The sequence below is a fragment of the Marinobacter sediminum genome (assembly GCF_023657445.1).
GTDB classification, from domain to species: domain Bacteria; phylum Pseudomonadota; class Gammaproteobacteria; order Pseudomonadales; family Oleiphilaceae; genus Marinobacter; species Marinobacter sediminum_A.
Genome location: NZ_JAGTWY010000001.1, coordinates 2,655,099 through 2,681,041, shown reverse-complemented (window position 1 = coordinate 2,681,041; position 25,943 = coordinate 2,655,099). Strand labels below are relative to the sequence as shown.

The window sequence follows — 25,943 nt, the reverse complement described above, 5'->3', positions numbered from 1 at the left end:
CTGTCGAGTACATCCCGATGAGTCACGACATTTCTTCACTGCGCAAGTTTGTTTCGCCGGAAATTGTGTTTGGCGCAGGTTCCCGGAAGTCGGTCGCCAATTTTGCCAGCAACTTTGGTGCACGCCATGTGTTTCTGGTTTCCGATCCTGGCGTGTCTGCTGCCGGTTGGGTTAATGAAATTGTCACTCTGCTGGCCGATGCAGGTATCCGCTCGACGGTGTTCACCGGTGTCTCCCCGAACCCCAGGGTGGAGGAGGTAATGACCGGTGCGGAACTCTACAAGTCCAGTGAATGCGATGTCATTGTTGCCATCGGTGGTGGCAGCCCCATGGACTGTGCCAAGGGTATTGGCATTGTTGCGGCCCACGGGCGGAACATTCTGGAATTTGAAGGCGTGGATACCATCACCAATCCGTCGCCTCCGCTTATCCTGATTCCGACCACGGCGGGCACCTCGGCGGATGTTTCCCAGTTTGCGATCATTTCTGACCCCAACCGACGTTTCAAATTTTCCATCATCAGCAAGGCGGTGGTTCCGGACGTCTCCCTGATTGATCCTGAAGTGACGGAAACCATGGATGCCTACCTGACGGCCTGCACCGGGGTGGATGCCCTGGTTCATGCCATTGAGGCGTTTGTGTCCACCGGCAGTGGTCCGCTTACAGATACCCATGCCCTGGAAGCGATCCGTCTGATCAATCGAAACCTTGAACCACTGGTCAGCAACACGGCAGATCCATTCCTGCGGGAACAGATCATGCTGGCGTCCATGCAGGCCGGCCTGGCTTTTTCCAACGCTATTCTCGGGGCGGTTCATGCCATGTCCCATAGCCTGGGTGGCTTCCTGGATTTGCCTCATGGTCTCTGCAATGCACTGCTTCTGGAGCATGTGGTGGCTTATAACTACAACTCCGCCGAAGACCGTTTCAGGCGGGTGGCGGAGGCGATGGACATCGATACCCGTGGCATGGGCAAAGCCGAGATCAAGAAGCGACTGATGGGGCGCATTATCGAACTGAAGAGGACAGTGGGGCTGGAAGCCAGGCTCGCACAGTTGGGGGTGACGGTTTCGGACATACCCTACCTGTCTGGCTTTGCTCTTCAGGACCCGTGCATTCTCACTAACCCGCGCAAATCGTCGTTGCGGGACGTACAGGTTGTCTATGAAGAAGCCCTCTGATGCACCGGATAGTGGCTATGGAATCGGCGATCTGCTCGGTCTGGGAAGACAGTCCGTCCGCAAGAACTATTATCCCGCGCTCCAGGAGCGGATTGACGAGCTCGAGCAGGAGCGCAACCGTTATAAGTGGCTGTTCGAGAACGCCCTTCACGGTATTTTTCAGGCCAACCTGCGAGGCGGCTTTGTGGCCTGCAACCAGGCCATGGCCCGGATTTGCGGTTACGACAGTGAAGAGGATCTTAAGCAACGGGTGATCCGACTGCGGGAACAGCTGTTTTTCAGCTCCGCCGAGTTCGATGCCGTTCGTCAGGAACTGCTTGATAACGGCAGCCTCAGCGCCCGGGAAACCCGGTTGCGCCGGGCGGATCAAACCCCGGTTTATGTGGCAATTACGTTGCTGCGGCGGCCCGACCTGGGCCCGGAAGTGGTGGAAGCCTTTGTGGCGGACATCACCGAGCGGGTGCAGGCCCGGCAAAAGCTGGAGCAGCTCAACCTTGACCTTGAACACAGGGTAGAGGAGCGCACCGAGGCTCTGCAGAATGCCAATGTGGTCCTGCGTTATCAGATTGAAGAGCGGGAAAAGATTGAGCGCGAGCTGGTTCTTGCCATGGAGACGGCCCGTGAAGCGAATCGGAGCAAGGACAAATACCTCGCGGCGGCCAGTCACGATCTGCTGCAACCGTTAAATGCCGCCCGGCTTATGATTTCAGCCCTGCAGGACAGTCAGTTGCCCGAGCAGGAGAGCCGGATGGTGCACCAGGTACATCGGGCCCTTGAGGGGGCTGAAGATCTTCTGGCGGATTTGCTGGATATTTCCAAACTCGATCAGCAAGCCATGCAGCCAGACCTGGTCTTCACCGACCTGGAGGAGCTGCTGAAGGGGCTGGGTGAAGAATTTGATGCCGTTGCTACCAACGCGCGCCTGGATTTCCGTGTGCGGACGGTGCCTGCCATGGTGAAGACGGACCATCGCATGCTCATTCGTATCGTGCGCAACCTGTTGAGCAATGCCTTTCGCTACACCCGGTCTGGCGGTGTGCTGCTGGCTTTGCGAACGCAGGGCGAAAGGCTCCGGATTGAGGTCTGGGATACCGGGGTTGGAATTGAGGAGAGCAAACTCAGGGATATCTTCACCGAGTTCCACCAGTTGTTGCCTCAGGGAACCGGAGGCCGGCAGGGTGTCGGCCTTGGCCTGGCAATCGTTGAGCGCATGATCAGAGTCCTTGGCTATGGTATCGACGTGAGTTCAAGGCCGGGACATGGTTCCAGATTTGTGGTCTGTATGCCCGTTGAGCAGGTCGCAGTTCATCAGCCCCCGGCACGCCCTGAGGGGGTCGATGTGTTTAACGGCGGATTTGATGGCGCGCGCGTGTTGGTCATTGATAATGAGCCCGCCGTTCTGGAAAGCATGAGACTGCTGTTGCAGCGCTGGGGCTGCCAGGTTCTGACCGCAGCCTCTGAGGCCAGGGCGCTGGCGTTGCTGGGTGAGCTTGGTACTGATGAGGCGCCATCGGTTATTCTGGCCGACTACCACCTTGATAATGACCTGACCGGCTGCGAGGCCATCTATGCAGTGCGCCGCAAACTCGGTCGTGACGTCCCCGCCGCTGTGATTACCGCTGACCGCAGCGACGACATGCTTCGTCGGGTGCGTGCGCAGCAGCTTCCGATCCTGAACAAACCGGTCAAACCCAACCGGTTGCGAGCACTGCTTACAAGCCTGCTCTCTACCGCCTGATCCTGGCGGTAACGTCTGCGCTCCTCCTGCGATTCCGATGTGACGGTCTACACTTAATCCTGAACAGCCATCACAGGATGAGGTTACTTTATGAGTGCTAACGAAACCGGCCTGACTAACCACGAAGTTACTATCTGCCTTGCCGGCGGCGCCGTGCTTGGCCCGTTCAATGCGACCTGGACCAAGGATGATGGAGGGGATGTGCGGGAACTTGTGCGCGAATACGATGCCTATCTTCAGGGGGAGAAACAGCATCGTTTCAAGTTTCACTTGCACGATACCTACACCAATACCGTTCATACCCTGATTCTGGACTTTGAACAGGTAACAGGCGTTTGCGACCATGTCCGGCTGAGGTCACAGAACGGTGGTTGATACGAGGCCTTCACCTTGGCGTAAACGCCCACGACCCGATGTATCGACCGACGGACAGGAGGAAGCATGAGCGAATACAGAACTGAAAAGGACAGCCTCGGTGAGGTTCATGTACCTGCCGACGCGCTCTGGGGTGCGCAGACCCAGAGGGCGGTCGAAAACTTCCCGGTCAGCGGCCAGTCAATGCCGAAAGCGTTCATTGCCGCAGTTGCTCATATCAAACAGGCGGCGGCAGAAGCCAATACCAGTCTCGGGTTGCTCGATAATGAGCGCAGGGATGCGATTGCCGATGCCTGTCAGGCGTTGGTTAATGGCGAGTATGGCGATCAGTTTCCGGTAGACCGGTACCAGACCGGCTCCGGCACCAGCACCAACATGAATGTCAACGAGGTGATTGCCACCATCGCCGGCAGGCATGGCGTTGAGGTAAATCCCAACGATCACGTCAATATGAGCCAGAGTTCCAACGATGTGATTCCCACGGCGATTCATGTCAGCTCGGTGATTGCCATCAAGCAACAACTGATACCTGCGCTGACCCACCTGCGTGGCGTTATCTATGCACGCGAAGCCATGTTCTCGGAACAGGTCAAAACCGGTCGCACCCACTTGATGGATGCGATGCCCGTGACACTGGGTCAGGAACTCCGGACCTGGCGGGAACAGTTGCTGGCTGCCGAGAAACGGCTGGAAGCGACGGCCGATGAGCTGCTTGCGGTGCCTCAGGGCGGCACTGCCGTCGGCACCGGGGTGAATGCTGCACCGGAATTCGCCGCCCAGTTCATCAGATTTCTGAAGTCCAACACCGGTTACCCGTTCACCTCACTTGCGCACAAGTTTGTCGGACAAAGCGCGGTGGATGGCCCGGTGGCCCTGTCTTCCCAGCTCAGGGGCGTAGCCATCGTCCTTACCAAGATTGCCAACGATTTGCGCTGGATGAACAGTGGCCCTATTCACGGACTTGCAGAAATAAGCCTGCCGGCACTGCAGCCAGGCAGCAGTATCATGCCGGGTAAGGTAAATCCGGTCATTCCGGAATCCGTGGCCATGGTGGGTGCCCAGGTGATGGGTCTGGACAGCGCCGTCGCCATCGCCGGCCAGTCCGGTAATTTCCAGCTCAATGTCATGTTGCCCCTGGTCGGAAGTAACCTGCTCGACATGACGGCTCTGCTCAGCAACGCATCGAACATGCTGGCCGATAAGGCGATCCGGGATTTCAATGTGAATGCCGAGACCCTCGACGCGGGTGTTGGTCGGAACCCGGTACTGGTTACCGCGCTGAACCCGGAGATCGGCTACAGCCTGGCGTCAGACATTGCCAAGGAGGCTTATGGCAGCGGTCGCCCGGTTATTGATGTGGCCGAAGAACGAAGTGGTCTCAGCCGGAAGCGGCTGGAAGAGTTGATGGATCCGCTGAAGCTGACGCGGGGTGGACTCGCCTGAATCCTTGCGGGCGGTAGCCGGCTGGATGAGGTCCCGTTGCGCAGGGGGGGGTGAGCGCTTGCTGATATCATTGGAGTTGTTTGTGATGCTAGTGCTTGCCAATGGCGCGCCGGTTGTCGCTTCAAGAATCCTGAAAGGCCACTGGGGTGAGCCGGTCGATGGCGGTCGTTTGTGGTCGGATGGCCGCCCGGTCCTGGGGGCCAGCAAGACCTGGCGGGGCCTGGTGTCCGGTTCGCTGGCCTGTGCCCTGTTTTCGCTGATAACCGGACTGGGCTTTGTGTTTGGGCTACTGTTCGGGCTGCTGGGACTGCTTGGTGACCTGGTCAGCAGCTTCACCAAACGTCGCCTCGGGCTTGGATCGAGTTCCAGGGCCCTCGGCCTGGATCAGATTCCGGAAGCGGCTCTGCCTATGCTGCTGGCGGTTTTCTGGTTGCAGGTGGGGTGGTGGACGGCGTTTTTCATTGTTGCTTTGTTCACCGTGTCGAACATTTTTATATCACCGACGCTTTACCGTCTTGGAATCCGGCGCCAGCCGCACTGACAAAAATGAGTATTACTCCGGCCCGCGGGTCAGGGTGTGTATGGTGACTTCGGGCGGACAATTGAGCCTGACATTGAGCACAGAAGTGCCCGAGCCCGGCGAGGTATAGCCCTGCATGTCATTGACCTGCCAGTAACCCCGCCCAAGGCGCCGCGGACAGTCTGAATCCAGGGTAAGGGGAATGCCGCCGGGCAGGCAGATCTGTCCGCCGTGGGTGTGACCACAGAGAAAAATGTCGTAGCCAGCGTGGGCCGCTTCGCGCCATATTTCAGGTGTGTGGCTAAGCAGGATGCTGATGCCACCTGGCGGTATGCTATCCCCGGCCTGATGCAGGTTATGCACCTTGTAAAAATGGGCGTCATCCACTCCGGCCAGAAAAATGCGTTCGCCCTCATGTTCAATGGGCGCCATTTCGTTCATCAGCAGTGAGTAGCCCATATCTTCGAGTGCCGGCACCATGCGGATGCTGTCGTGATTGCCGAGAACCGCATAAGCCTTGCCTCGAATAACATCCCGCAACCGGGCCATGCCGTCCAGGGCGTCATCCACCGGGCCCCAGGTCAGGCGTCGGTAATCACCGGTGAGAACGCACAGATCGTACTCCAGCGGCTCAATTTTCCGGATAAGGGCTTGAAGGTTTGCTTCGTCCATATCGACATGCAGGTCGGTCAGATGCAGGATGCGGAATCCTTCAAAAGCGGCGGGCAAATCGGTCAGGTGGAAGCGGTTATGGGCGGTGTCGAGTCGCCGGCTATTGTTCTGGGCCCTGCCAAAGAGGCCGACGAGTTTCAGGCAAAACTTTATAAATCCCGGAGCTGTAGTCACATTCTCCAGGTGAAATGAGGTATGGTCCTGGCCGAAGATCCTGGCGTCGGCTTCCTGCTCAATGCCCAGGCGCTGACGGGCATGAACCGGACCGAGCCGGAGGCTCAGGCGATATTCCAGAAGCTCATCCTGGTTTTCAGGTGTGCGGGCCCTTGCCGTCATATTTTTTCCTTGATATGTCGAGCGGGCGACTGCCAATTCGCATTGTGGCAAACCCTATGTTTCATTATGGTTCGGCCTCCGGGGGATGCAACCGAAACGTCAGAATGTTCATATTCCCGGACAGCGATTGAGCCATTGGTAAAACCACACCGTAAAAGCCACAATTCATAGTATTAAAACGTCCCAATACATTCATCTTGAGCATCGAGGGCAACATGGCGACATCATGTGATATTCCCGGGCTGAACGTGCCCCGAAGCCGTTTTCCCGATCCCGAACAGGACATGAGGCAAGCAGGCAGCGAAGCCCGGCTGGTTCTTGCTGGCGGCTGCTTCTGGTGCGTCGAGGCGGTATTTCTGGCCATGGACGGTGTCGAGAAAGTGGAATCCGGGTATGCCGGGGGGAGCGCAGATACCGCTAATTACGAAGCCGTCTGCACCGGGGCCACCGGCCACGCCGAAGTTGTGGATGTCCATTACGACCCTTCGAAGGTCAGCTTTGGCGAATTGCTCAAGGTCTTTTTCTCGGTGGCCCATGACCCGACGCAACTGAACCGGCAAGGAAATGACCGAGGTACCCAGTACCGTTCTGCCATTTTTTATGAAACGCCGGAACAGAAACAGGTGGCGGAGGCCTACATCCGGCAACTGGTTGCGGCCGATGTGTATCCGGATCCTATAGTGACAACGCTCGAACCGCTTGAGGCGTTCTATCCGGCTGAGGCCTACCACCAGAATTTTGCCGCCCGGAATCCCTACCAGCCTTATATCATGGCAGTAGCAGCCCCGAAAATGGAAAAGCTGGTGCATAGCTACGGTGACCGGTTGAAACCCGAGTACGCCGATGACAGTGACAACAACCCTGACAACATGGCCTGAGGAGCTAAACGATGAGTGTGTCTGCTGCAGGTTATGACCTGACACCGCTTACCAAAGCGGATATTGACGAGAAAGCGGCGGACCTTACGCCGGAAGAGCGGAAGGTATTGCTGGATCACGGCACGGAGCACCCGTTTTGCGGGACTCTGCTGGACAACAAGACAGCCGGTGTTTACCACTGTCGCCTGTGTGATTTGCCGTTGTTCAGTTCGGATTCGAAGTTTGATTCTGGCACTGGCTGGCCAAGCTTCTTCCAGTCCTTCGACCCGGAGCATATCCGTTATCTGGAAGACAGCAGTATGGGCATGACCCGCACCGAGATTCGCTGCCCCCGTTGCGACAGCCATCTGGGGCACGTGTTTCCTGACGGGCCGCCTCCCAGCGGCCAGCGTTACTGCCTGAATTCCATTGCGATGGTGTTCAAGGAAAACGGTTAGATAAAAACGGGGCTCAACGCCCCGTTTTTTATTACTTTCCGCTGGTCACCGAAGAAACACAGAGCGCCAGTTCATCCAGGTTGTGGCTGCCAGGGGAGTTGGTGATTTACCTGGCACCTTCTAATTAATCGGAGGCTCTTGTAAGGTCCCGGCTGGCCGGAAAGGATTGGGAAGGGGTGCTGCTCCGATGATTCGACTGAAAATGAACCCGTTGACAGAATCCGCAACCATGCTTCGGCGCGCTGGCGTGGTTCTGGGTACGGTTGGGCTGACAGCCCTCTATTCACTGTTGATATTGCTCAGGGCCCTCTTCGGTAAGCTTCATCGGCCCATCGTGGACAAATATTGCCAGGAGTGGGCAGCGGCAGTGTTACGACTGGTCCGTGCCAGCCTCGCAGTGCGCGGGGAGGTGCCGGAATTTGGCGATGGTCGTCGTTACATCATTATGTGCACCCACGCCAGCCACTACGATATTCCGGTGACCTTTGTCTCTCTGCCGGGGTCCGTTCGTATGCTTGCCAAGAAAGAGCTGTTCAGTATCCCTCTGCTGGGGCAGGCCATGCGTGCAGCGGAATTTCCATCGGTGGACCGTTCCGATCGTCAGCGTGCGGTCAAAGATCTTGAGCATGCCCGTCAGATGATGGAAAGCGGTATCGTGTTATGGGCGGCGCCGGAGGGAACCCGTTCGCCCGATGGTAAGCTGCTGCCATTCAAGAAGGGCTGCTTTCACCTGGCACTGGATACGGAGGCGGTAATTGTGCCAGTCGCTATCCGGGGGATCCATAAGGTGCTGCCGGCCCGGACGTGGCAGATCAACCTTGGGCAACCTGTGGACGTTCGTGTCGGGAAGCCATTGGATACCGCCGGTAAAACCAAAGCGGATCTTGATGAAGTGATGTTGGACGTGCGGGGGCGGCTCGAGTCTTTGCTGGGTGACGGCGAGGCTGAGTAGCTCAACCCCGCCACAGTCCGGTTGGGTCAGGCTGTCGAGGCGGCTACCACGGTGGACAGCAGGTAGCCTGTGTAGGCCAGGTATACCAGCAACAATACGCCGCCATCGACCCGGCTGATGACTTTTCGCCAGCCTGTAAGGCCAAAGCCCATTACCAGGAGCCCAATTGTCAGTGCCAGCATGAGCGTCCAGTCCCGGTACAGGACCTCCGGGTCCACCGTCATTGGCTTGATGGCCGCTGCCAGCCCGACTACGGCCAGGGTGTTAAAAATACCCGAGCCCAGAATATTGCCAAGGATCAGGTCATGCTCATTTTTCTTTACTGCAGCCAGTGCAGAGGCCAGCTCAGGCAGCGACGTACCGATAGCAACAATGGTCAGCCCGATGACCAGGTCACTGACGCCCAGGCTCTGGGCAATGGTAACTGCGCCCCAGACCAGCAGGCGGGAACTGACAACCAGCAGCACCAGACCAATAACCAGCCACATAACGGCGGTTTTCAGTGGCATGGGGTGGGCAATCACTTCTGCATCTGTGTCCCCTGCGAGTGAGTCAGCGTTGCCTTTCATGCCCTGGAAAATGGACCAGCCCATCACGACTGCGAATACGCCAAGAAGTACCCAGCCATCCAGCCGAGTCAGCTCGCCGTCTATCAGCTGTACACCGGCAATCAGTGTCAGCACGACCAATAATGGCAGCTCTTTGCGGATGACCTGCGAATGCACTGCTATCGGGGCGATGACTGCTGTCAGACCCACAATCAGGGCAATGTTAGTGATATTCGAACCGTAGCCGTTGCCCAGTGCCAGGCCGGGGTTGCCGTCGGCGGCGGCCATGGCGGAAACCGCCAGTTCCGGCGCAGAGGTGCCGAAACCGATGATTACCATCCCGATGAGTAATGTGGGCATGCCCAGATGCTTGGCAGTGGCGGCCGCGCCTTCCACGAATTTGTCAGCACTCCAGACCAGGAGCACCAGGCCGGTGGCGATAGCGCCAAATGCCATTAACATAGAAAAACCTCAGTGGATGAAACTTCCGAGCATATAAACGCCTGCGTAACCCAGGGTATAAGCCGCCAAAAGATGGGCAAGATACCGCATGTAGCGGCCAAAGGTCAGCCCCTCGATCTTGCTCATGGCCACAATTCCGGCCGCTGAGCCGATAATCAGCAGCGAGCCGCCAACGCCAACGGCATAGGTCAGGCCCATCCATTCGCCCCGGCTCATTTCAATGCCGGCCTTGAGCAGGGCCGCCGTCAGCGGAACGTTATCAATCACCGCGGAGAAAATTCCCATCAGGTAATTGGCATAGAGGGGTGGGAGCACGTCGTAGATAGCCACGAACGAATCCAGGGCATGTATTTCCTTGAGCATGCCCACCAGCAGCAGGATGCCGAGAAAGAACAGCAGCGTTTCGAACTCGATGGCCCGTATATACTCCAGGATCGGATCGAGGTCATTATCGTCGCTCATGAATCTGGACACCAGGAACATGATGGACAGCCCGAAAAGGAAGGTCAGAACGGGGGGCACACTGAACAGGGCATTACCGGCAATGGTGCACAGGATTGTTAACAAAAAGAGGGCACTGATCACCGCGTCGACTGGCCGGATTTCCGATTTCGTGGACCGGAGAGTGACGGTGCCTGTCAGCCCCCTTGAGAGGAAGACCGCGAGCACGAAAACGGTCACTGAGGCAGGGACCGCGAGGGTCAGCAGCGTCAGTATATCAACCTTGTGGGCCAGGAATATCATCAGCGTGGTGACGTCGCCGGTGATCAGGGATACGCCTCCCGAGTTCACCGCAAAGATCACCAGCGTGATGAACTGAAGGCGTTTTTTGAGCTCAAGATCCAGGGAAAGAATCAGTGAGCATGAGACTAAAGTGGCGGTGATATTGTCTGCTAAAGAGGAGAAAATGAAGCAGAAGAGGCCGGTCAGGAACAGCAGTTTTCGCTCGCTCACCTGCTTCGGCATGATCAGGTAAATCAGATTTTCGATCATTCCCTTCTTGTTCAGGTAAGCGACGAATGTCATTGCCGAAACGAGGAACAGCCACAGACCCGCTATTTCAGCAATACTTTCGGAAAGGCCCGTGGTAATGGAAGAGGTCTCACCCTCACTGTCGCTGACAAGAAACAGGATAATCCAGCTCAGGGTGCCAAAGAACAGCGTTACCTTGGCCTTGTTAACGTGGGTGACTTCTTCAAAAATAACGCCAAGTAGCGCCAAGACAGCCAGAGTAATCAGAACATATTCAAGGGGAGACATTGCGGAAATCCCGTCCAGGTTTTCAGGAACAAAGGCCGGGTGAGGCCAAAAGAAAATGTGCCGCGGGATTTTAGACCTTTGAACCTGGGCGGGCTACTGTTCGTAGGTCGCAAGTATGATCCAGGTCGTGGCCGAAAGCTCCTTGGCTGCAATGATTGACATACGCAATTTATTATTCTGGCGAAAATCGGGATAATTACCGCCAAATTCAGACAGGAGGCAAACGGCAGCGTCTTTTACCTTGCGCTCGACCGGCTTCCGACAGGCTCCTCTGCTGATCGTGGAGGGGTACACAAGCTCAAAACCAGCTAGGAAATGAACCAATGGCCGCTAGACAGGCAGACGTAGTGCTGGTCGGTGGTGGCGTCATGAGCGCCACCCTCGGCATGATGCTCAGGCAGCTCGATCCCTCCCTGGATATTGTCATGGTGGAGCGTCTCGACCACGTTGCCCATGAAAGCACGGACGGTTGGAACAACGCAGGCACCGGTCACGCCGGCTACTGCGAGCTTAACTACACTCCGGAAACCGAAGATGGTGATGTGGCCATTGACCGGGCCCTCAAGATCAATGCCCAGTTCGAAGTGTCACTTCAGCTCTGGTCCTATCTGGTAGAGCAGGGCATGCTGCCCGACCCCGAGACCTTCATAAACCGCACGCCGCACCAGAGTTTTGTCTGGGGCGAGAAAGATGTGGCTTTCCTGAAGCGACGCTACGAGCGGCTGAGTGCCCATCACCTGTTCCGGGATATGGAATACACCGAATCCCCGGAAGAGCTTGAACAGTGGATGCCGCTGGTGGTCAAGCATCGGGATCCAATGCAGCGCGTTGCCGCTACCCGGATAAGGCACGGCGCCGATGTCGATTTCGGATCCCTCACCCGCAGCATGGTGAAGCATCTCGAAAGCCAGCCTAACTTTGAGTTGATGCTGAGCAGCCCGGTGCACTATATCGACCAGCGCGACAATGGCCGCTGGAAAGTCCGGGTGAGAAACCAGAAGACTGGTGAGCTGACCAAGCTCGAGGCCGGTTTCGTCTTCCTGGGCGCGGGTGGCGGAGCGTTGCCGATGCTGCAGAAATCCGGCATTGAAGAGGCACGCGGATACGGCGGCTTCCCGGTGAGTGGGCAGTGGCTGGTATGTCGCAAGCCGGAGATCGTCGAGCAGCATCACTCCAAGGTATACGGAAAGGCTCCGATCGGCGCGCCGCCGATGTCAGTACCGCACCTGGATACCCGGATCATCAACGGCGAACCGGCACTGCTGTTTGGCCCATTTGCCGGCTTCACGACCCGTTTCCTGAAGAAGGGGTCGATCTTTGATCTGTTAGGTTCTGTGAAGCCGACCAACCTGCGTCCGATGCTATCGGTGAGCAAGAGCAACATGGACCTCACCCGGTATCTGATCGGCGAGGTGTTCCAGTCCCACGGCGACCGTGTAGCCTCACTCCGCAACTTCTTCCCGGATGCCCGTGAGGATGATTGGGAGCTGAAAATGGCGGGTCAGAGGGTCCAGATTATCAAGCAGGTCGACGGTGGTGGCGGCAAGCTTGAATTCGGTACCGAGATCGTCGCGGCCAAAGACGGAACGTTGGCGGCGCTGTTGGGTGCTTCGCCGGGGGCATCGACCGCTGCCAACGCCATGCTTACGGTACTTGAGCGTTGCTTCCCCGAGAGCCTGAAGACAGCAGAATGGCAGGAACGGCTGAAAACCCTGATTCCGTCCTATGGCCAATCGCTGGTAAATGACGAGGAATTGCTGACAAAAGTGCGCGAGCGGACGCTCTCTACCCTGAAACTGACCTGATATTCCCAATCGATATAAGAGGCCTTAAGCACTGCGAGTGGCGGTTTAAAAACCTGCACTTGCAGTGCTTTTTTCGTTTTCGGGTCAGTCTGGTTTGCGATTTTCAAGGTGATGCGTAGGGTTGTGGTCATTTCCACGCAAAGGAGAGAGCCTATGAGCGAACATAAATACAATCCGGACAAGGGGTACGTAGCACTCCTGGGTTGGAGTCTGAATGCTGTAGAAGCTGCAGACAAATTCGACCGTCGCTATGTGGTTGTCGCCCCGGATTGGGCGGAAGCCTACTGCGAAGAGCACGACATTCCCTACGTGCCCTGGAACTTCGAGCGCCTGAATGACCGCTCCGTAGAGATCGCCCAGACGCTGAAGGACATGGGCGTAGATGTGGCCATTCCGTTGTTTGAAGAGACAGTAGAGTGGGCGGGTGCTATCAACTCGGTGTTGATGGACAAGCCACGCCTGTTCGGCCAGGCCATGCTGTTGCGTGACAAGGCCCTGATGAAGCGTCGTGCCCAGCTCGGCGGTATCCGGGTGGGTATTTTTGAGGAGGCTCACGACAAGGGCGACGTAATCCGTTTCCTGAAGCGTGTTAACCAGACCTTGCTCAAACTGGATGGTGACCCGAACGACCCGATCCACCTCAAGGCTTTTGACAAGGCAGGTTGCCTTGGTCACAGGGTGATCCGTACCCCTGATGAGGTGGATACCATCCCGGAAGAAGAGTTTCCTGTTCTCATGGAATCTCACCTGGACGGCTGGGAATTCGCGGTCGAGGCCTGGGTCCACAACGGTAAAATTGCGTTTCTGAACATCTCGGAATACGTCACTCTCGGCTATTCAGTGTTCGTCCCCGCGACGCCGGATCTTGAGAAGTACCGTGAGCAGATCAAGGGTGAAATCGAAAAGCTGATCAAGACCTTTGATATTGAGTTTGGCTTTATTCACCCCGAGTACTTCGTGACCAGCGACAGGACCATGTACTTCGGTGAGGTGGCGTATCGTCCGCCAGGTTTCAAGGTGTTCGAGTTGCTTGAGCGCGCCTATGGCTTCAACGCCTATCAGGGCCTGATCCTGACCTTCGATCCCAAGGCCACGGAAGAGGAAGTAAAAGCGTTCTTCCCGAAAGAAGTGGTGGATGCCAAGGGTTATGCCGGATGCTTCGGTGTCTATCCGCGCCGCCGGGTGGTCAGCAAGCTGGAAATTCCGGAAGAGACCGAGAATCACGAGTATTTCGAGTCTCACGAGTTGACGCCGCCGGTAGAGGAGACCGTTACCAAGCGGACTGCTTTCGGCACGCACTGGGGGCTGGTCTATTTCTTCGGTGATGATCCTTACACCATGCGGGATCTTCTGAAACATCAGGAAGAACTCGATTTCTATGTATAATCAGGAGAATGATTAACAACAATCGGGTTTGGTGCCAGGCCCTGAGGATTATCGTTTGAACGATCACCAACCGGGCAACGCAGTGCCGGCAGTCAACTTTGACAAGCTGGTACAGAAGCTGGATGAGTCAATCCAGGCATTGGAAGAGAGCCGGTCTTTTGCGAAGGCCGGCAAGCTTCCACGTGTGCTGGATATTGCCCGCAGGGTTCTGTTACAGCCCGAGGGATGCAGGATTATTGAGGAACGCGCCCAGCGCCTCGAACTGGCAGGTATTTTTGCCGGCACGGACTGGGCCGAACCCAGTATTCTGCTCCCGACCCTTACCACCTACTCACTTCAGAGCCAGAATGCCGACACGGTCGTCATAGAGGCTTGCAGTGAGCTGCGATTGCTTGCCGTCGCCCGGGGGCATTACCTGCACCCGACGGTGTCGGCGGAACAGGCACACCACTACCTGACGCAGGTACTGGCCATTAATCTGGGTCTCTTGTTCGGTATGACCGGCGAGGCCGAGCGTGAGCAGGGCAGACTCGCCCTGATTAGCCAGGCCCTGGTTCAGTATGTGGCCAATCACATCGGCTATGAGCATGTGATTGACAGCCTGATCGAAGAAATCTGGCGCATAGTCCAGCAGCGGCCGATTCAGGTCTCGGATGTGCGCAAAATGATTACCCAGATCGCTCTGTGTCGCGCGGATTCGCAAGCGGATCTGGGCGGCGCTGGCCGAGGTGCCGACCGGCTGATTTCCAGCCTGTATGGGCCAACGCGCGCCTGCAGTGAAGATCCGGGTATCGTCGTTTACGAACAGCGTCTGGAATCCATGGATGCCCAGGCGCTTCAGAATGAAGCTACCGGCTTCGCCCGCTCCATGCACGATACCGGTCTGGTATCGCCTTACCATGCCTCTTTTGTGCGGTTCATTCTGGAAGATCAGGATGCCTTGCTGAGTGAGGCGCTGGGTTTATCGAGTACCGGGCGTGACTGCCTGCTGTGTTATCGCGAACTGGTCCATACGCTGATTGTAGAGGGCGTCTATCCAGAGACGGCTCAGGGGCTGTATGGGCTGGCCCTGTTGCTTGAACGCGGTATTCTCTATCAGCCTCCGGTAGCACCGGCGCTTTGGCGCCAGGCCCGGCTGTCTCTGTGCCCACAGGCTCGTGAGCGTCTTGAACTGGCCTATGGCTATCAGCCGCAGCCCGGTGCCTGGCTGATTCACGGCGTGCTGAACATGCTGGGCCAGCCGCTTGGCGTGGGGCAGGGCAATAATCCTACGTGTCAGTCTGCCCGCGCACTTTCCATGTGGGCCTATAACGATCCTGACTACCTGTTGCAGATGGTGGCCTGGGCGGCCCGGGATAATGAAATCATCATGCATTTCGAGGGGCAGCCGGTGTCATCGGCTCGCAGTCTCGTTGGTGTTGCGTCGGAAGTTACTCTTGATCTTGATCCGGTGTCGCTGGTGGTCGTGCCGCATCTGGACCGGATCTATGCCGAAATGGGACGGCTCGTTTCGGGCCGTGAGGGCGACCCTCACAAGTGGGTCAACCCGGAATTTCACGGCTGGTCCGCTGGCCGGGGCTTTGCCATCAACGTAGATGTGGCGACCGGAAAACTGGATGACCTGGAAGGTTTTATCCGGCATTTCTATGCCAGTTATCATCCCTACTACAACGGCAATCAGCCACTGATCCATCCACAGCCTGCGGGTATTGCGGTTACCGACAGTGCCGCCCGGTTCATCGGCTGGCACGCCATCACTATTTTGCGGGTGTCGCTGGACCCGGAAGGCCAGATGCGGGTGTACTTCTTTAACCCCAATAACGACAGTGGTCAGAACTGGGGTGACGAGGTGCTTGTGAGCACGGCGGGGCATGGCGAACGCTTTGGTGAATCCTCTCTGCCGTTCGAGCAGTTCGCGTCCCGGCTGTATATCTTCCATTACGACCCACTGGAACGCGGTGAACCCGCGAATGTGGGCGAGGATGAATTAAAGCGTGTGGTGGAAAGGGTCTATCGCAGCTGGGGTGAAGACCGCGTGCCTGCCGACGTCTTACAGGCAGAAAATCCAGTCTCTGACTGAGGTTTTTCCAGGTAGTTTCCCGATCGGGCCCTCGGCGCAGTTTTTCAGCGTGGAGGGCATCCGATGCTTCCCAGATACGTATAGTAGGCAATGGGTAAAGGTGTCATAGCCTGATAGTGCTATGCTCGGGATCAAAGCCACCAGTTCGGGGAAAACCATGTCAAACCAGCAACCTACCAAGGCTAAAACCGGAGCGGTGCTGTTCATTGAGGCGCTGGAAAATGAGGGCGTCAAATACGTGTTCGCAGTACCCGGGGAAGAGAATCTGGCTTTCCTGGAAGCACTGCGGACCTCGAACATCGAGCTGGTGCTGAATCGACATGAGCAGGCCGCAGGCTTTATGGCTGCCACATACGGTCGCCTGACTGGCCAGGTTGGAGTCTGTCTCTCCACGCTGGGCCCCGGCGCTACCAACCTGGTAACGGCGGCAGCCTATGCCCAGCTGGGCGCCATGCCGATGATGATGATTTCCGGCCAGAAGCCTATCAAGTCCTCCAAGCAGGGGTTGTTCCAGATCCTTGATGTGGTGGACCTCATGCGCCCACTTACCAAATATACCCGCCAGATCACCAACGCCAATACCATCCCTGCCAAGGTTCGTGAAGCCTTCCGGCTGGCCTCGGAAGAGCGGCCGGGTGCAGTGCACCTGGAACTGCCGGAGGATATTGCCGCTGAGGCGCCGGAACCCGATACCCACATCTTTAAACCCAGTGATGCTCGCAGGCCGTCGGCCAGCGGGAAGAGCCTGGAGATGGCCTGCGACATGCTGCGCCAGGCCAGGCACCCGGTGATCATGATCGGCGCCGGTGCCAATCGGAAGCGGGTGTCACAGGCGTTGCTCCACCTGGTGAACGTAACCGGCATTCCTTTCTTCACCACCCAGATGGGAAAGGGCGTTGTCGATGAGCGGCATCCCGGGTATCTGGGTAATGCCGCGCTTTCCGCCGGCGACTTTGTCCATTGCGCCATCGACCGCGCAGATCTGGTGATCAACGTTGGCCATGATGTGGTCGAAAAACCGCCATTTTTCATGACACCGGGCGGCAAGAAGGTTATTCATGTCAACTTCAGTGCGGCCGACGTGGACCCGGTGTACTTCCCTCAGCACGAAGTGGTGGGCGATATCGCCAACAGCGTGGAATATATGGCTGAAAACTGCGGTCACTGTTCCAATCACGACTTCACAGGCCTGATGGAGGTCAAGCAGGCGGTGGATTCGCATCTGCAGGAGCGTGCCGAAGACGGCCGATTCCCGGTCATTCCCCAGCGCATTGTGCATGATGTTCGCCAGGTAATGCCGGAAGACGGCATCATTGCTCTCGATAACGGCATGTACAAGCTCTGGTTTGCCCGGAACTACCCGGCGTATGACAACAACACGGTGTTGCTGGATAACGCGCTTGCCTCCATGGGAGCCGGGTTGCCCAGCGCCATGATGGCTTCCATGCTGTATCCGGACCTGAAAGTCATGGCGATATGCGGTGATGGCGGGTTCATGATGAACAGTCAGGAATTGGAAACCGCGGTGCGGCTGAACCTGAACCTGGTTGTGCTGATCATCAATGACAGCGCTTACGGCATGATCAAGTGGAAGCAGTCCCAGGAAGGCTTTGAGAATTTCGGGCTGGACTACGGCAACCCCGACTTTGTGAAGTACGCGGAGTCCTATGGTGCCAGCGGCCATCGCATTAACCGCACGGACGACCTGCGCCCGACCCTGGAAAAGGCCCTGGCCACCGGTGGCGTTCACCTGGTGGAGGTGCCGGTGGATTACAGTGAAAACCGCCGCGTCTTTGATGAGGAGCTGGCGGAGCTGACCTGCCGGCTATAGCTCAGGTGATTTTTTCCGGCGTTGTGGGGTTCATCCCGTCAGAAAAACAGGGTGAACCCGGAAGAGAACTCAATGTTATGGGTCAGCTGTGATTCTCGAATCAGGTCACTGTTGAACATGTGATCGCGGAAATCAACGTGCACCGTCAGCCAGTCCAGCAGTACGATTCGGAAACCTGTGCCCAGAGTCGTGGTGAAATTGCTTTCCCCTCCAAATTCGGTGTTGCCAACGCCTCCCACCAGGTAAAAGGCTGAGTTGAAGGTAAGCGAATCACTGAAAAAGATCTCGCCCGGAAAGATGTTGTAACCCACCAGAAAATCGTAGTAGCTGTAGTCCCGGTCGGAGTCTGTCAGCAAGCGTACATTGCTCCCGCTGAGTTCCTCGAACGAGGTCAGCCCTGCCTCGGTAAAGCCATAATTGAACTGCAGGAAAAAATCTTCGGTAGCGTGGAAAGCGGCGCTGACACCCAGCAGGGGTTCGCTGCTGAAGTTGTCGATCGTCATCATGCCGGCAAAAGCACCCACCTCGAAGAATTCCGCATCAATATCCGCCTCCTGGATATTGCGTGGTTTTACTTCCGGAGCGATCACCTGAACCGGAGCCGGTTTTTCACTGTCCGCGGTTTCCTGCGCCGTTGCCCATTGTGGAATGACCAGCGAGCACGCCAGTAGCAGCGCCTTGCCGGTCCCGTAGCCAGAGAGACCTGGCGTCAGAAGAAGGTGTTCAGACCGATTTTCCATTCACTTAAACCTGTGCTGTCTGAATTTGAGGAAACCGAGTACATGCGGTACTCGGCACGAATAAGAAAATTGCGACCGATGTAATAGCTCAGGCCGCCACCCACATTGAAGGCGTCCGCATCGCCGAGGTCGCTCAAAAGGACCTTCTGGCGCGCATCGAACGAAAAGCGCGAGACTCCGGCCAGCGCGTAGGGCGTAAGGTCCCAGCGATGGAAAGGTTCGATAATGAGATTGGCGCTGTAGTAGTCACTGGTGACCGACTGGTTGTAGATTTTGCCCGCCTCCAGCTCCGCGCCCAGCCAGGTTAGGGGGCGATAGCCCACCGCCAGACTGAAGCTCGTGGACTGCTCAAACAGGCCGGTGGTAAAGCCAACGCGCCAGCTTGATGCCAGGTATTCACCATGACCCACCTCGGGCAAATCCGCTGGAAGCCCGGTCGGCTGGAGGGTGCGCCCTAGCTGCGCGGCCTTGGTCCAGCCCTCTTCACCGGAAGCCGATCGAACCTTGTACCAGTTGGTCTTGCGCTTCAGCAGCTCTACCTGTTCGCCCTTCTCAATCACGTGAAACACCGGATAGCCCCGGCCCGGCGCGGTATGGAGTTCGATGAACGGATCGACCACTTCCAGTACGGCACTGTCCTCACCAAAGGCAGTCTGTGCGTCGGCGTGTGCCATCGGAAGGCTCAGCAAAAGCAGCGAAAGGAATACGTTCCGACAGAGGTTTCCGGGATACGGAGACGGCAAGTTGCAGCTGGTGTCTGTGATCGCGTTCATAAGTTCGATGCCGGTGCCCAACAGGTTTGTTAAATAATGTGAACTAATGTAAAGAACTGTTTTTATTGAAAAAATTTGGATCTGATATGGAACTTTGACGAGCGCCCCGGCGTTCAGCAATAGCCGATGCGTCATTTCGCGAAGGCAATCACAAAATCTGAATCTAAGAAAAAATCATTACGTTTAACTTTTAAAACCTGTGCTAGCGTATTTAACAGCATTTAACGGATGAAGCATTCCCTAAGAAAACTGACCGTTCGGTTAATTCAAGAGCCAAGAAAAAGAGCTTTCCGGACAGAGTCGGCCAACTCAAAAGTCAGTCCCCTGATTGTTCATGGTGAACTGTCAGCGCCTACCCGGCGGTCTGACACAGGAGCAGTATGGTGACTTCTCAAAAACCAGGGTCTGGTTACAGGCCGGCAACAACAAGATCAGGCAAGGCATTGACCGGCTTTCTGGCTTTGGTTCTGTTCACTGTCTGGGGCGGTCATGCAGTGGCCAGTGAAGACAATGCCGATAGCAAGGACAGTGCTGACGTGGGAGCACCGGCAGCGGCGCTCGACCAAATCATTGAAACCCCGATGTCGGTTCGCAAAAGCCGGGAACGGGCCCAGCGCGCCGTGAACGAGCTCTCCCGGGACATCCAGAACCTGAAGCAGTCCGTGGTGGTCCTGAACAAGGATCTGCGGGTGCTTGAAGAAGATCTGCTGTTCCCTGCAAACACCCGTTTTCATGTATTCCTGTCGCTGAACGTTGGCGAGTTCTTCCGTCTGGAAGGGGTTGAGCTGCGGTTAGACAACGAGACCATTGCCTCATACCTGTACAGCGAAGAAGAGCGCATGGCTCTGGCCAAGGGCGGCATGCATCGCCTGCACCTGGGTAATGTCAGCGCTGGCGAGCACACCCTGTCAGCCTTCTTTGTCGGGCAAGGGCCGAATGGCCGCGAGTACAAGCGGGGTAGCAGCCTGCGATTTTCCAAAGGGCAGGGGCCCAAGTACGTGGAGCTGAGCGTTGCCGACTCCGAAGCGCGGCAGCAGCCGGAATTTACCGTTCGGGAGTGGTAGCTCATGATGTTCGCGCGCGCTGCTCATCGAACGCTCAGAGATGCCTTTGCAGGGCTGGTGCTAGGTGCCGTGTGCTTGCCGGCCAGTGCCGCGCCATCGGTTACCGAAGTGCACGACCTCAAGTACGGCGCAATCCTGTTCGAGTTTTACCAGCAGAACTATTTTGAAGCTCTGGTCGAGTATGCCTGGGCCGAGGGGCACGGCGGTATCCAGAATCATGGCACCTACCCGGAACTGCTGAAAGGCGGTATCAGCTTGTCCTACGGACTGGATAACCAGGCTGAGGAGATTTTCAGCCGTGTTGCCCGTGGCAATCTGACCGAGGAAGTGCGCAACCGGGCCTGGTTCTACCTGGGCAAGATGCAATACCTGCGCGGTGACACCAGCGTTGCTGCCCGGAATCTGGGCAACATTCAGGGACCGCTGCCGGAAGCGGTGGACTCTGAATATCGTTACCTGGCGGCCCTGGTTAATGTGAAGCTGGGGTATTTCTCCGCCGGTGAGGCTGTTGCCGACAGCATCGATAGCGACAGCCCGTTCGCCCCGTACTTCTATTTCAATCTGGCAATTGCCTTTGGCTCCCAGGAAAATTCAGGCCGCGCCATCGCTGCACTGGAAAAGGTCATCGATCTGAATGACGGCAGTGAAGAGCTGCAACGCCTGGCTGACCGGGCCAGAATGGCACTCTCCTTCCTCTATGCCGGCAGGGACAATCAAGCCAGTGCCGGCCTGCAGCTTTCCCGGATCAGCAGTACCGGTGCCTACTCCAATCGCGGCTTGCTGGGTGCCAGTTGGATGGCCATTAACGAGCGTGACTTCCGGGATGCCCTCGGGCCGCTCGATGTGCTTACCAAGCGCTCCATTGCTCTGCCGGAGGTTCAGGAAGCCATCCTGCTGCAGCCGCATGTTTATGAACAAATGGGGCTGAATGGTCGGGCGGCTCAGGGCTTTATTGATGCTGACCATAAATTCCGGAACGCCCTGGACTGGCTCCAAAAGGCCAGACAGTCGATGGATCATGCAGATGTGATGGAGCTGTTCGTCCGGAACCTTGATCAGGTTCTGGACGAAAGCGACTGGTTTGGAGCTGCGCCATCGGTATCGGTTAATCATCTCTCACCCTTTCTGGTGGAGCTGATGTCGGATCACAGTTTCCAGTCCGTGCTCAAGGATCTGAGAGACCTGTATGCGATTCGCAATAACCTCGAAAGCTGGCAGGCGCGGCGGGACGACTTCGATGTCATTCTTGCCGCCCGTGCCGCAAGCGTGGATGGCGAGAGCTATCGCCAGGGCCTGTCCCGGCTTGCTCGCCAACTGACCGAGAGTCGTCAGCGGTATCAGGCGCTGTCCGGCCGGATGACCAGCCTCGCACCGGATGCGCAGGAACGGCTGCGATGGCAGCTTGAGGACCTCGCGTTTGATATCACCCGGGGCGAAAACATGCTGGAGGCGCTCGCCGGCACGCACACCATTTCCGGGGGTGACCAGTTCAGTCAGGCGGTCAGCCATATGATGGCGCAGGTCGATGACCAGATGGTTCGAACCGAAGGTCTGATCACTCGCCTTGAAGACGTCATGCGCACCCTGGTGGCCACCGAACTGGATATTCACGAGCAGCGCCTGAAGCAGTACCAGGTAGAGGCTCAGTTGGCAAAGGTCCGGATTCTGGACCGTTCGCTGCAGAACCTGGATGGAACCGAAGACGACGGGCAGTCAGCGCCGGAGTCCGCTGCGGCCTCCGCCGACCAGGCGGAAGGAGACGACCATGCGATCTAGGATTCTGCTGCTGACCCTGTTTATCGGTGGTTGCGCCAATTTCAATGGCGGCCCCACCATTGGCCGGATTCAGGAAAACCATCAGCCGCTGGCGGACATACCGTTGCCGCGGGTGATGCATGAGGACGTTCGCCGGGAGTACCGGGAACTGCTGAAGACCATTGAGGACCGGGAACTCAAGGAACAGATTGAGCGCCGGATTGCCAGTGTTTACATGCTGGAGGGAGACTACAACCAGTTGCGCGGCGTGCTGCCGGGCGACAACGGCTATTTCCCTGACGCCATCGACGCCTACCAGCAGTTGCTGCAGAAATACCCGGATTCCAGCGAAAACGCGGAAGCCATGTACCAGCTTGCCAAGGCCTACGACCTGGATGGCCGGGACCAGGATGCGCGGACCGTTCTTAATCAGTTTATCGAGGATCATCCCCACTCTGAACGGCTGGCTGAGGTCTATTTCCGCAAGGGCGATATCCATTTCCGTCACGAAGAGTACGAGGACGCGGAACAGGCCTACAAGGCGGTTATTGCCCTGGGCGGGGATTCGGCCTTCCTGAATAACTCTTATTACCTGCTGGGGTGGTCCCAGTACAAACTGTCCGATTATGACAACAGCCTGATGGCCTTCTCGCAGGTTCTGGACCGATTGGTGCCGGAAGACGGCAAGGTTGAAAAGCTGGATAACGTCAACCGCTCACTGGTGGATGACACCCTGCGCATTATGAGTGTGGGCCTGGCCTATGCTGGCGGTGCCTCGAAAATCGACAGCATGTTTGCGCAACGGCCGGAAAGCGCCAAGTACACCTGGATTCTCTATTCCAGTCTGGGTAAGCATTACCTCAAGAAGGAGCGATACGAGGATTCGGCATCGTCTTTCCGGGCCTTCGTTGTGCAGAATCCGGAATCCGACCGCGCACCGGAAATGCATGCCGATATGATCCGGGCCTATGTGGATGGCGAATTTTCCCAGCAGGTGTTGCCGGAGAAAGAAAGCTACGTCCGCAACTACGGTATCCGTTCTGAGTTCTGGAAGACCAAGCCGGCGGATATCAAAGCCAAGGTCATTGCCAACCTGAAAACCTACATTGATGAACTGGCGCGGCATTACCACGCCACCGGCCAGCGCCTGAAGCGCGAGCTGGCCGAGGGTGCCATCTCGGCCGCAGGCAAGGTTGCCAGTGTCTCGGAGCAGCGCACGAGTTTCCTGAAGGCGGCCGAGTTCTACGGCGAATATGAGCAGACCTTCCCGAACGATCCCCGTATTCCGGAAATGGTGTATATGCGCGCCGAAGCGGCCTTTGATGGTGGTGATTACCCGACCGCCATCACCCATTACGAGCGTAGCGCCTACGAATTCAAGCATCCGGAATACGGCCCCGATGCCGGTTATGCCGCCATCATCGCCTACCAGAAAGAGCTGGAGCGCATCATCGCCGCCGGTGGCAAGGGCTCGGAACAGCTGACGGCCTGGCGCAGCAAGGGTGTTGATAGCCAGCTGCGCTTTGTCCAGACCTACCGGGACGACGAGCGCTCCGGTTCGGTGCTGGCCAAGACTTCTGAGGAACTGTTTGCCCTGGGGCGGTATGAAAGAGCCCTGGAAGTGGCCACCGGTATTGTCAGTCGTGAAGGTGACGTAGACCGCGAACTGAACCGCACTGCCTGGGGCGTAATTGCCCACAGCCAGTACGAGCTCGGTCGGTTCCCGGAGGCGGAGGCCGGTTATCGCAACCAGCTTCGCTACATCGACAGCAGCGATGCGCAATACGCTGAGGTCACCGAGCGCATGGGCGTCACTATCTACAAACAGGGCGAGCAGGCGCTGGAAGCGAAAGACCTGGCCGGCGCGGTCGAGCATTTCCTCCGCATCAAGGCCGTGGCACCGAACACCGATGTGCGGGTAATCGCGCAGTTTGACGCCGCCACCCACCTGTTGACCCTGGAAGACTGGGATCCGGCCCTGGCCGAGATGAACGAGCTGCGCCGCCTGTTCCCAAACCACAAGCTGGCGGCCGATCTGCCCCAGAAGATTGCCTGGGCGTACGAGCAGGATGAGCAGTGGCTGATGGCGGCGCGTGAGTATGAAGCCATCTATCGCAGTAATGCCACGGCTGAGGTCCGTCGGGATGCACTGTTCCTGTCTGCCGAACTGTATGAAAAGGCGGGTGAGGATCAGCAGGCGCTGACGTACTTCAAGAAGTGGGCCTTTGATTACGAAGAACCCTTCGACACCCGTATGGAAGCCCGCTACCACGTGGCTTACCTGTACAAGCGGATGGATGATTTGAATCGTCACCTCTACTGGTTGCGCCGGGTGATCGACGGCCACAACAAGGCGCCCTCCAACTGGCAGAGCGACCGCTCTGCGTGGCTGGCGGCCTGGGCCAACAACGAATATGGCGATTACTGGCGCATCGAGTTTGACCGGGTCCGGCTTCGCCACCCTCTGAACAAGAGCATCCCCCGCAAGAACGAAAAGCTGAAGAACGCGCTGGACCGTTACCAGAAAGCGGTTGGCTACGAAATTACCGGCCAGACCACCCGGGCCACGTTCAACATTGCCGATCTCTACGGCCAGTTCGCCCGCGAGCTGATGGATGCGCCCAGACCGAGTGGCCTCAGCCAGCTTGAAGCAATGCAGTACGAGCTGGTGCTTGAGGAGCAGGCCATTCCCTTCGAAGACCTCGCGATTGAGGTTCATCAGGCCAACATCGAACGTTCCTGGGGCGGCATGTTTAACCCCTGGATCGCAAAGAGCTTCGATGCGATGGCGAAGCTGAATCCGGCTCGATTCGACAAACAGGAAGTACAGGTGGCGTATGGCGATGGTATCCGTTAAGTCCTTGCATGCGGGCGTGGTCATGACTGCGGTGCTGTTGTCCGGTTGCGCCGGGCTGGGCTCGGTAGGCGGTGTCGGAACAGCCCCGGAAACTCCGGAAAAGAAAGTGGTCGAGAGTGCACCGGCCGAGCCAAAGACTGGCGCCGGGACTGGCAGTCAGCGCCACCTGCCGCAACAGGGCTACGATGCCCAGGGCAAAAAGGTGGCCTACGTGCCGGCTCCCAACCCTTACACCGCCGCGTCCAAGCCGGTTCCTCCGGAGGCCGTTGCGCGCTTCCGGTCCGCAAGCGATCTGATGGCGGATGAGCAGTACCGGGATGCGCGAAAGGCTTTCGAGGCCATCACCCGCGATTACCCGGATTTGTCCGGGCCCTGGCTCAAGCTGGGCGAACTGGCAGAGATTGGCGAGCGCATGGAACGGGCCGAAAAGTCCTACCAAAAGGCACTGGCCATCAATCCACAGAACGTCAATGCCTACCTGGCCCTGGCTTTGTTCCAGCGCCGCAGCGGAGATTTTGAAGAGGCTCGCGATACCTATGTCTCGGCGCTGGAGCTGTGGAAAGATTTTCCCGAGGCCCACCTGAACCTGGCAATTCTGTACGACCTCTATATGAATCAACCCGCGTTGGCGCAGCCGCATTTCGAGGCATACGCGTTCCTGACCAAGGGCGATGATCCGCAGGTTGCCGACTGGCTGATCGAAATCCGGCGTCGTACCGGCATCGAAACCAGCTTCATCGACAATCCGCCGCCTGCGCCCAAGGCCCCGGAAGAGACTGTCTCCGCCGATCCAATGGCGGCGGAGAAGAGTTCGGAAACCACAAAAACCGAAGAGAAAGGCTAGGAGATC

Annotated in this window: 21 protein-coding genes; 16 read left to right on the top strand and 5 right to left on the bottom strand. The window is 57.3% G+C overall.

Going from position 1 to position 25,943, the window contains the following annotated elements; genetic code table 11:
* Positions 1 to 17 precede the first annotated feature (17 nt).
* From ercA to KFJ24_RS12690, 5 genes are all read left to right on the top strand, one after another.
* Positions 18 to 1,181 (top strand): alcohol dehydrogenase-like regulatory protein ErcA, encoded by a 1,164-nt coding sequence (ercA, locus tag KFJ24_RS12710; RefSeq protein ID WP_250831466.1) that lies wholly within the window; start codon positions 18 to 20, stop codon positions 1,179 to 1,181.
* Entirely contained in the window at positions 1,165 to 2,919 is a 1,755-nt protein-coding gene (locus KFJ24_RS12705; RefSeq protein ID WP_250831465.1) for a PAS domain-containing hybrid sensor histidine kinase/response regulator, read from the top strand. The genes ercA and KFJ24_RS12705 overlap by 17 nt, the downstream gene beginning before the upstream one ends.
* 90 nt (positions 2,920 to 3,009) lie before the next feature.
* The gene (locus KFJ24_RS12700) at positions 3,010 to 3,294 is read left to right on the top strand and encodes a hypothetical protein (protein ID WP_250831464.1); all 285 of its coding nucleotides are present in this window, start codon (positions 3,010 to 3,012) and stop codon (positions 3,292 to 3,294) included.
* A 66-nt stretch (positions 3,295 to 3,360) separates the two neighbouring features.
* Entirely contained in the window at positions 3,361 to 4,737 is a 1,377-nt protein-coding gene (locus KFJ24_RS12695) for a class II fumarate hydratase (RefSeq protein ID WP_250831463.1), read from the top strand.
* Between the two features lie 85 nt (positions 4,738 to 4,822).
* Positions 4,823 to 5,278 carry a CDP-archaeol synthase gene (locus tag KFJ24_RS12690; RefSeq protein WP_250832638.1) on the top strand — a complete coding sequence of 152 codons (456 nt, stop codon included), beginning with the start codon at positions 4,823 to 4,825 and terminating at the stop codon, positions 5,276 to 5,278.
* Between the two features lie 12 nt (positions 5,279 to 5,290).
* Here KFJ24_RS12690 and KFJ24_RS12685 read toward each other — a convergent pair whose 3' ends face one another.
* A complete protein-coding gene (locus KFJ24_RS12685) occupies positions 5,291 to 6,265 on the bottom strand; it encodes a metallophosphoesterase (protein ID WP_250831462.1) in 975 nt (324 codons plus the stop codon).
* 215 nt (positions 6,266 to 6,480) lie between these two features.
* Here KFJ24_RS12685 and msrA point away from each other — a divergent pair, with 215 nt between their 5' ends.
* The 3 genes from msrA (at position 6,481) to KFJ24_RS12670 (ending at position 8,532) form a co-directional block, all read left to right on the top strand.
* On the top strand, positions 6,481 to 7,143 hold the full coding sequence (gene msrA, locus KFJ24_RS12680; protein ID WP_250831461.1) for a peptide-methionine (S)-S-oxide reductase MsrA: 663 nt from the start codon (positions 6,481 to 6,483) through the stop codon (positions 7,141 to 7,143).
* A gap of 11 nt (positions 7,144 to 7,154) precedes the next feature.
* Entirely contained in the window at positions 7,155 to 7,580 is a 426-nt protein-coding gene (gene msrB, locus KFJ24_RS12675) for a peptide-methionine (R)-S-oxide reductase MsrB (protein ID WP_250831460.1), read from the top strand.
* Between the two features lie 187 nt (positions 7,581 to 7,767).
* Positions 7,768 to 8,532 carry a lysophospholipid acyltransferase family protein gene (locus KFJ24_RS12670; protein ID WP_250831459.1) on the top strand — a complete coding sequence of 255 codons (765 nt, stop codon included), beginning with the start codon at positions 7,768 to 7,770 and terminating at the stop codon, positions 8,530 to 8,532.
* Between the two features lie 26 nt (positions 8,533 to 8,558).
* Here KFJ24_RS12670 and KFJ24_RS12665 read toward each other — a convergent pair whose 3' ends face one another.
* Positions 8,559 to 9,542 (bottom strand): calcium/sodium antiporter, encoded by a 984-nt coding sequence (locus tag KFJ24_RS12665; protein WP_250831458.1) that lies wholly within the window; start codon positions 9,540 to 9,542, stop codon positions 8,559 to 8,561.
* A gap of 9 nt (positions 9,543 to 9,551) precedes the next feature.
* Positions 9,552 to 10,802 (bottom strand): sodium:proton antiporter NhaD, encoded by a 1,251-nt coding sequence (gene nhaD / locus KFJ24_RS12660; RefSeq protein WP_250831457.1) that lies wholly within the window; start codon positions 10,800 to 10,802, stop codon positions 9,552 to 9,554.
* A gap of 323 nt (positions 10,803 to 11,125) precedes the next feature.
* On the opposite strand from nhaD, the gene mqo reads away from it, so the two are divergent.
* The 4 genes from mqo to KFJ24_RS12640 all read left to right on the top strand — a co-directional run bounded on the left by mqo (position 11,126) and on the right by KFJ24_RS12640 (position 17,904).
* Complete coding sequence (gene mqo / locus KFJ24_RS12655; RefSeq protein ID WP_250831456.1) at positions 11,126 to 12,607, top strand: malate dehydrogenase (quinone); 1,482 nt, start codon at positions 11,126 to 11,128, stop codon at positions 12,605 to 12,607.
* Positions 12,608 to 12,760: 153 nt separating this feature from the next.
* Positions 12,761 to 13,993 (top strand): ATP-grasp domain-containing protein, encoded by a 1,233-nt coding sequence (locus KFJ24_RS12650; RefSeq protein WP_250831455.1) that lies wholly within the window; start codon positions 12,761 to 12,763, stop codon positions 13,991 to 13,993.
* A gap of 55 nt (positions 13,994 to 14,048) precedes the next feature.
* On the top strand, positions 14,049 to 16,073 hold the full coding sequence (locus tag KFJ24_RS12645; RefSeq protein WP_250831454.1) for a hypothetical protein: 2,025 nt from the start codon (positions 14,049 to 14,051) through the stop codon (positions 16,071 to 16,073).
* Between the two features lie 157 nt (positions 16,074 to 16,230).
* Positions 16,231 to 17,904, top strand: coding sequence for an acetolactate synthase large subunit (locus KFJ24_RS12640; RefSeq protein ID WP_250831453.1), 1,674 nt, complete (start codon positions 16,231 to 16,233; stop codon positions 17,902 to 17,904).
* Between the two features lie 38 nt (positions 17,905 to 17,942).
* On the opposite strand, the gene KFJ24_RS12635 is transcribed toward KFJ24_RS12640, so the two are convergent.
* Both KFJ24_RS12635 and KFJ24_RS12630 read right to left on the bottom strand, forming a co-directional pair.
* Complete coding sequence (locus KFJ24_RS12635; RefSeq protein WP_250831452.1) at positions 17,943 to 18,644, bottom strand: outer membrane beta-barrel domain-containing protein; 702 nt, start codon at positions 18,642 to 18,644, stop codon at positions 17,943 to 17,945.
* A complete protein-coding gene (locus tag KFJ24_RS12630; RefSeq protein ID WP_250831451.1) occupies positions 18,614 to 19,318 on the bottom strand; it encodes an SH3 domain-containing protein in 705 nt (234 codons plus the stop codon). The genes KFJ24_RS12635 and KFJ24_RS12630 overlap by 31 nt, the downstream gene beginning before the upstream one ends.
* Before the next feature lie 542 nt (positions 19,319 to 19,860).
* On the opposite strand from KFJ24_RS12630, the gene KFJ24_RS12625 reads away from it, so the two are divergent.
* From KFJ24_RS12625 to KFJ24_RS12610, 4 genes are read left to right on the top strand one after another with little or no spacing between them, the layout of a single operon-like run.
* Positions 19,861 to 20,481: an AraC family transcriptional regulator gene (locus tag KFJ24_RS12625; RefSeq protein WP_250831450.1), complete on the top strand. Its 621-nt coding sequence runs from the start codon at positions 19,861 to 19,863 to the stop codon at positions 20,479 to 20,481.
* Between the two features lie 3 nt (positions 20,482 to 20,484).
* Positions 20,485 to 22,257 carry a tetratricopeptide repeat protein gene (locus tag KFJ24_RS12620; RefSeq protein ID WP_250831449.1) on the top strand — a complete coding sequence of 591 codons (1,773 nt, stop codon included), beginning with the start codon at positions 20,485 to 20,487 and terminating at the stop codon, positions 22,255 to 22,257.
* On the top strand, positions 22,247 to 25,093 hold the full coding sequence (locus KFJ24_RS12615; protein ID WP_250831448.1) for a tetratricopeptide repeat protein: 2,847 nt from the start codon (positions 22,247 to 22,249) through the stop codon (positions 25,091 to 25,093). Before KFJ24_RS12620 ends, KFJ24_RS12615 begins: the two co-directional genes overlap by 11 nt.
* On the top strand, positions 25,074 to 25,937 hold the full coding sequence (locus KFJ24_RS12610) for a tetratricopeptide repeat protein (RefSeq protein WP_250831447.1): 864 nt from the start codon (positions 25,074 to 25,076) through the stop codon (positions 25,935 to 25,937). Before KFJ24_RS12615 ends, KFJ24_RS12610 begins: the two co-directional genes overlap by 20 nt.
* Positions 25,938 to 25,943: the final 6 nt, after the last annotated feature.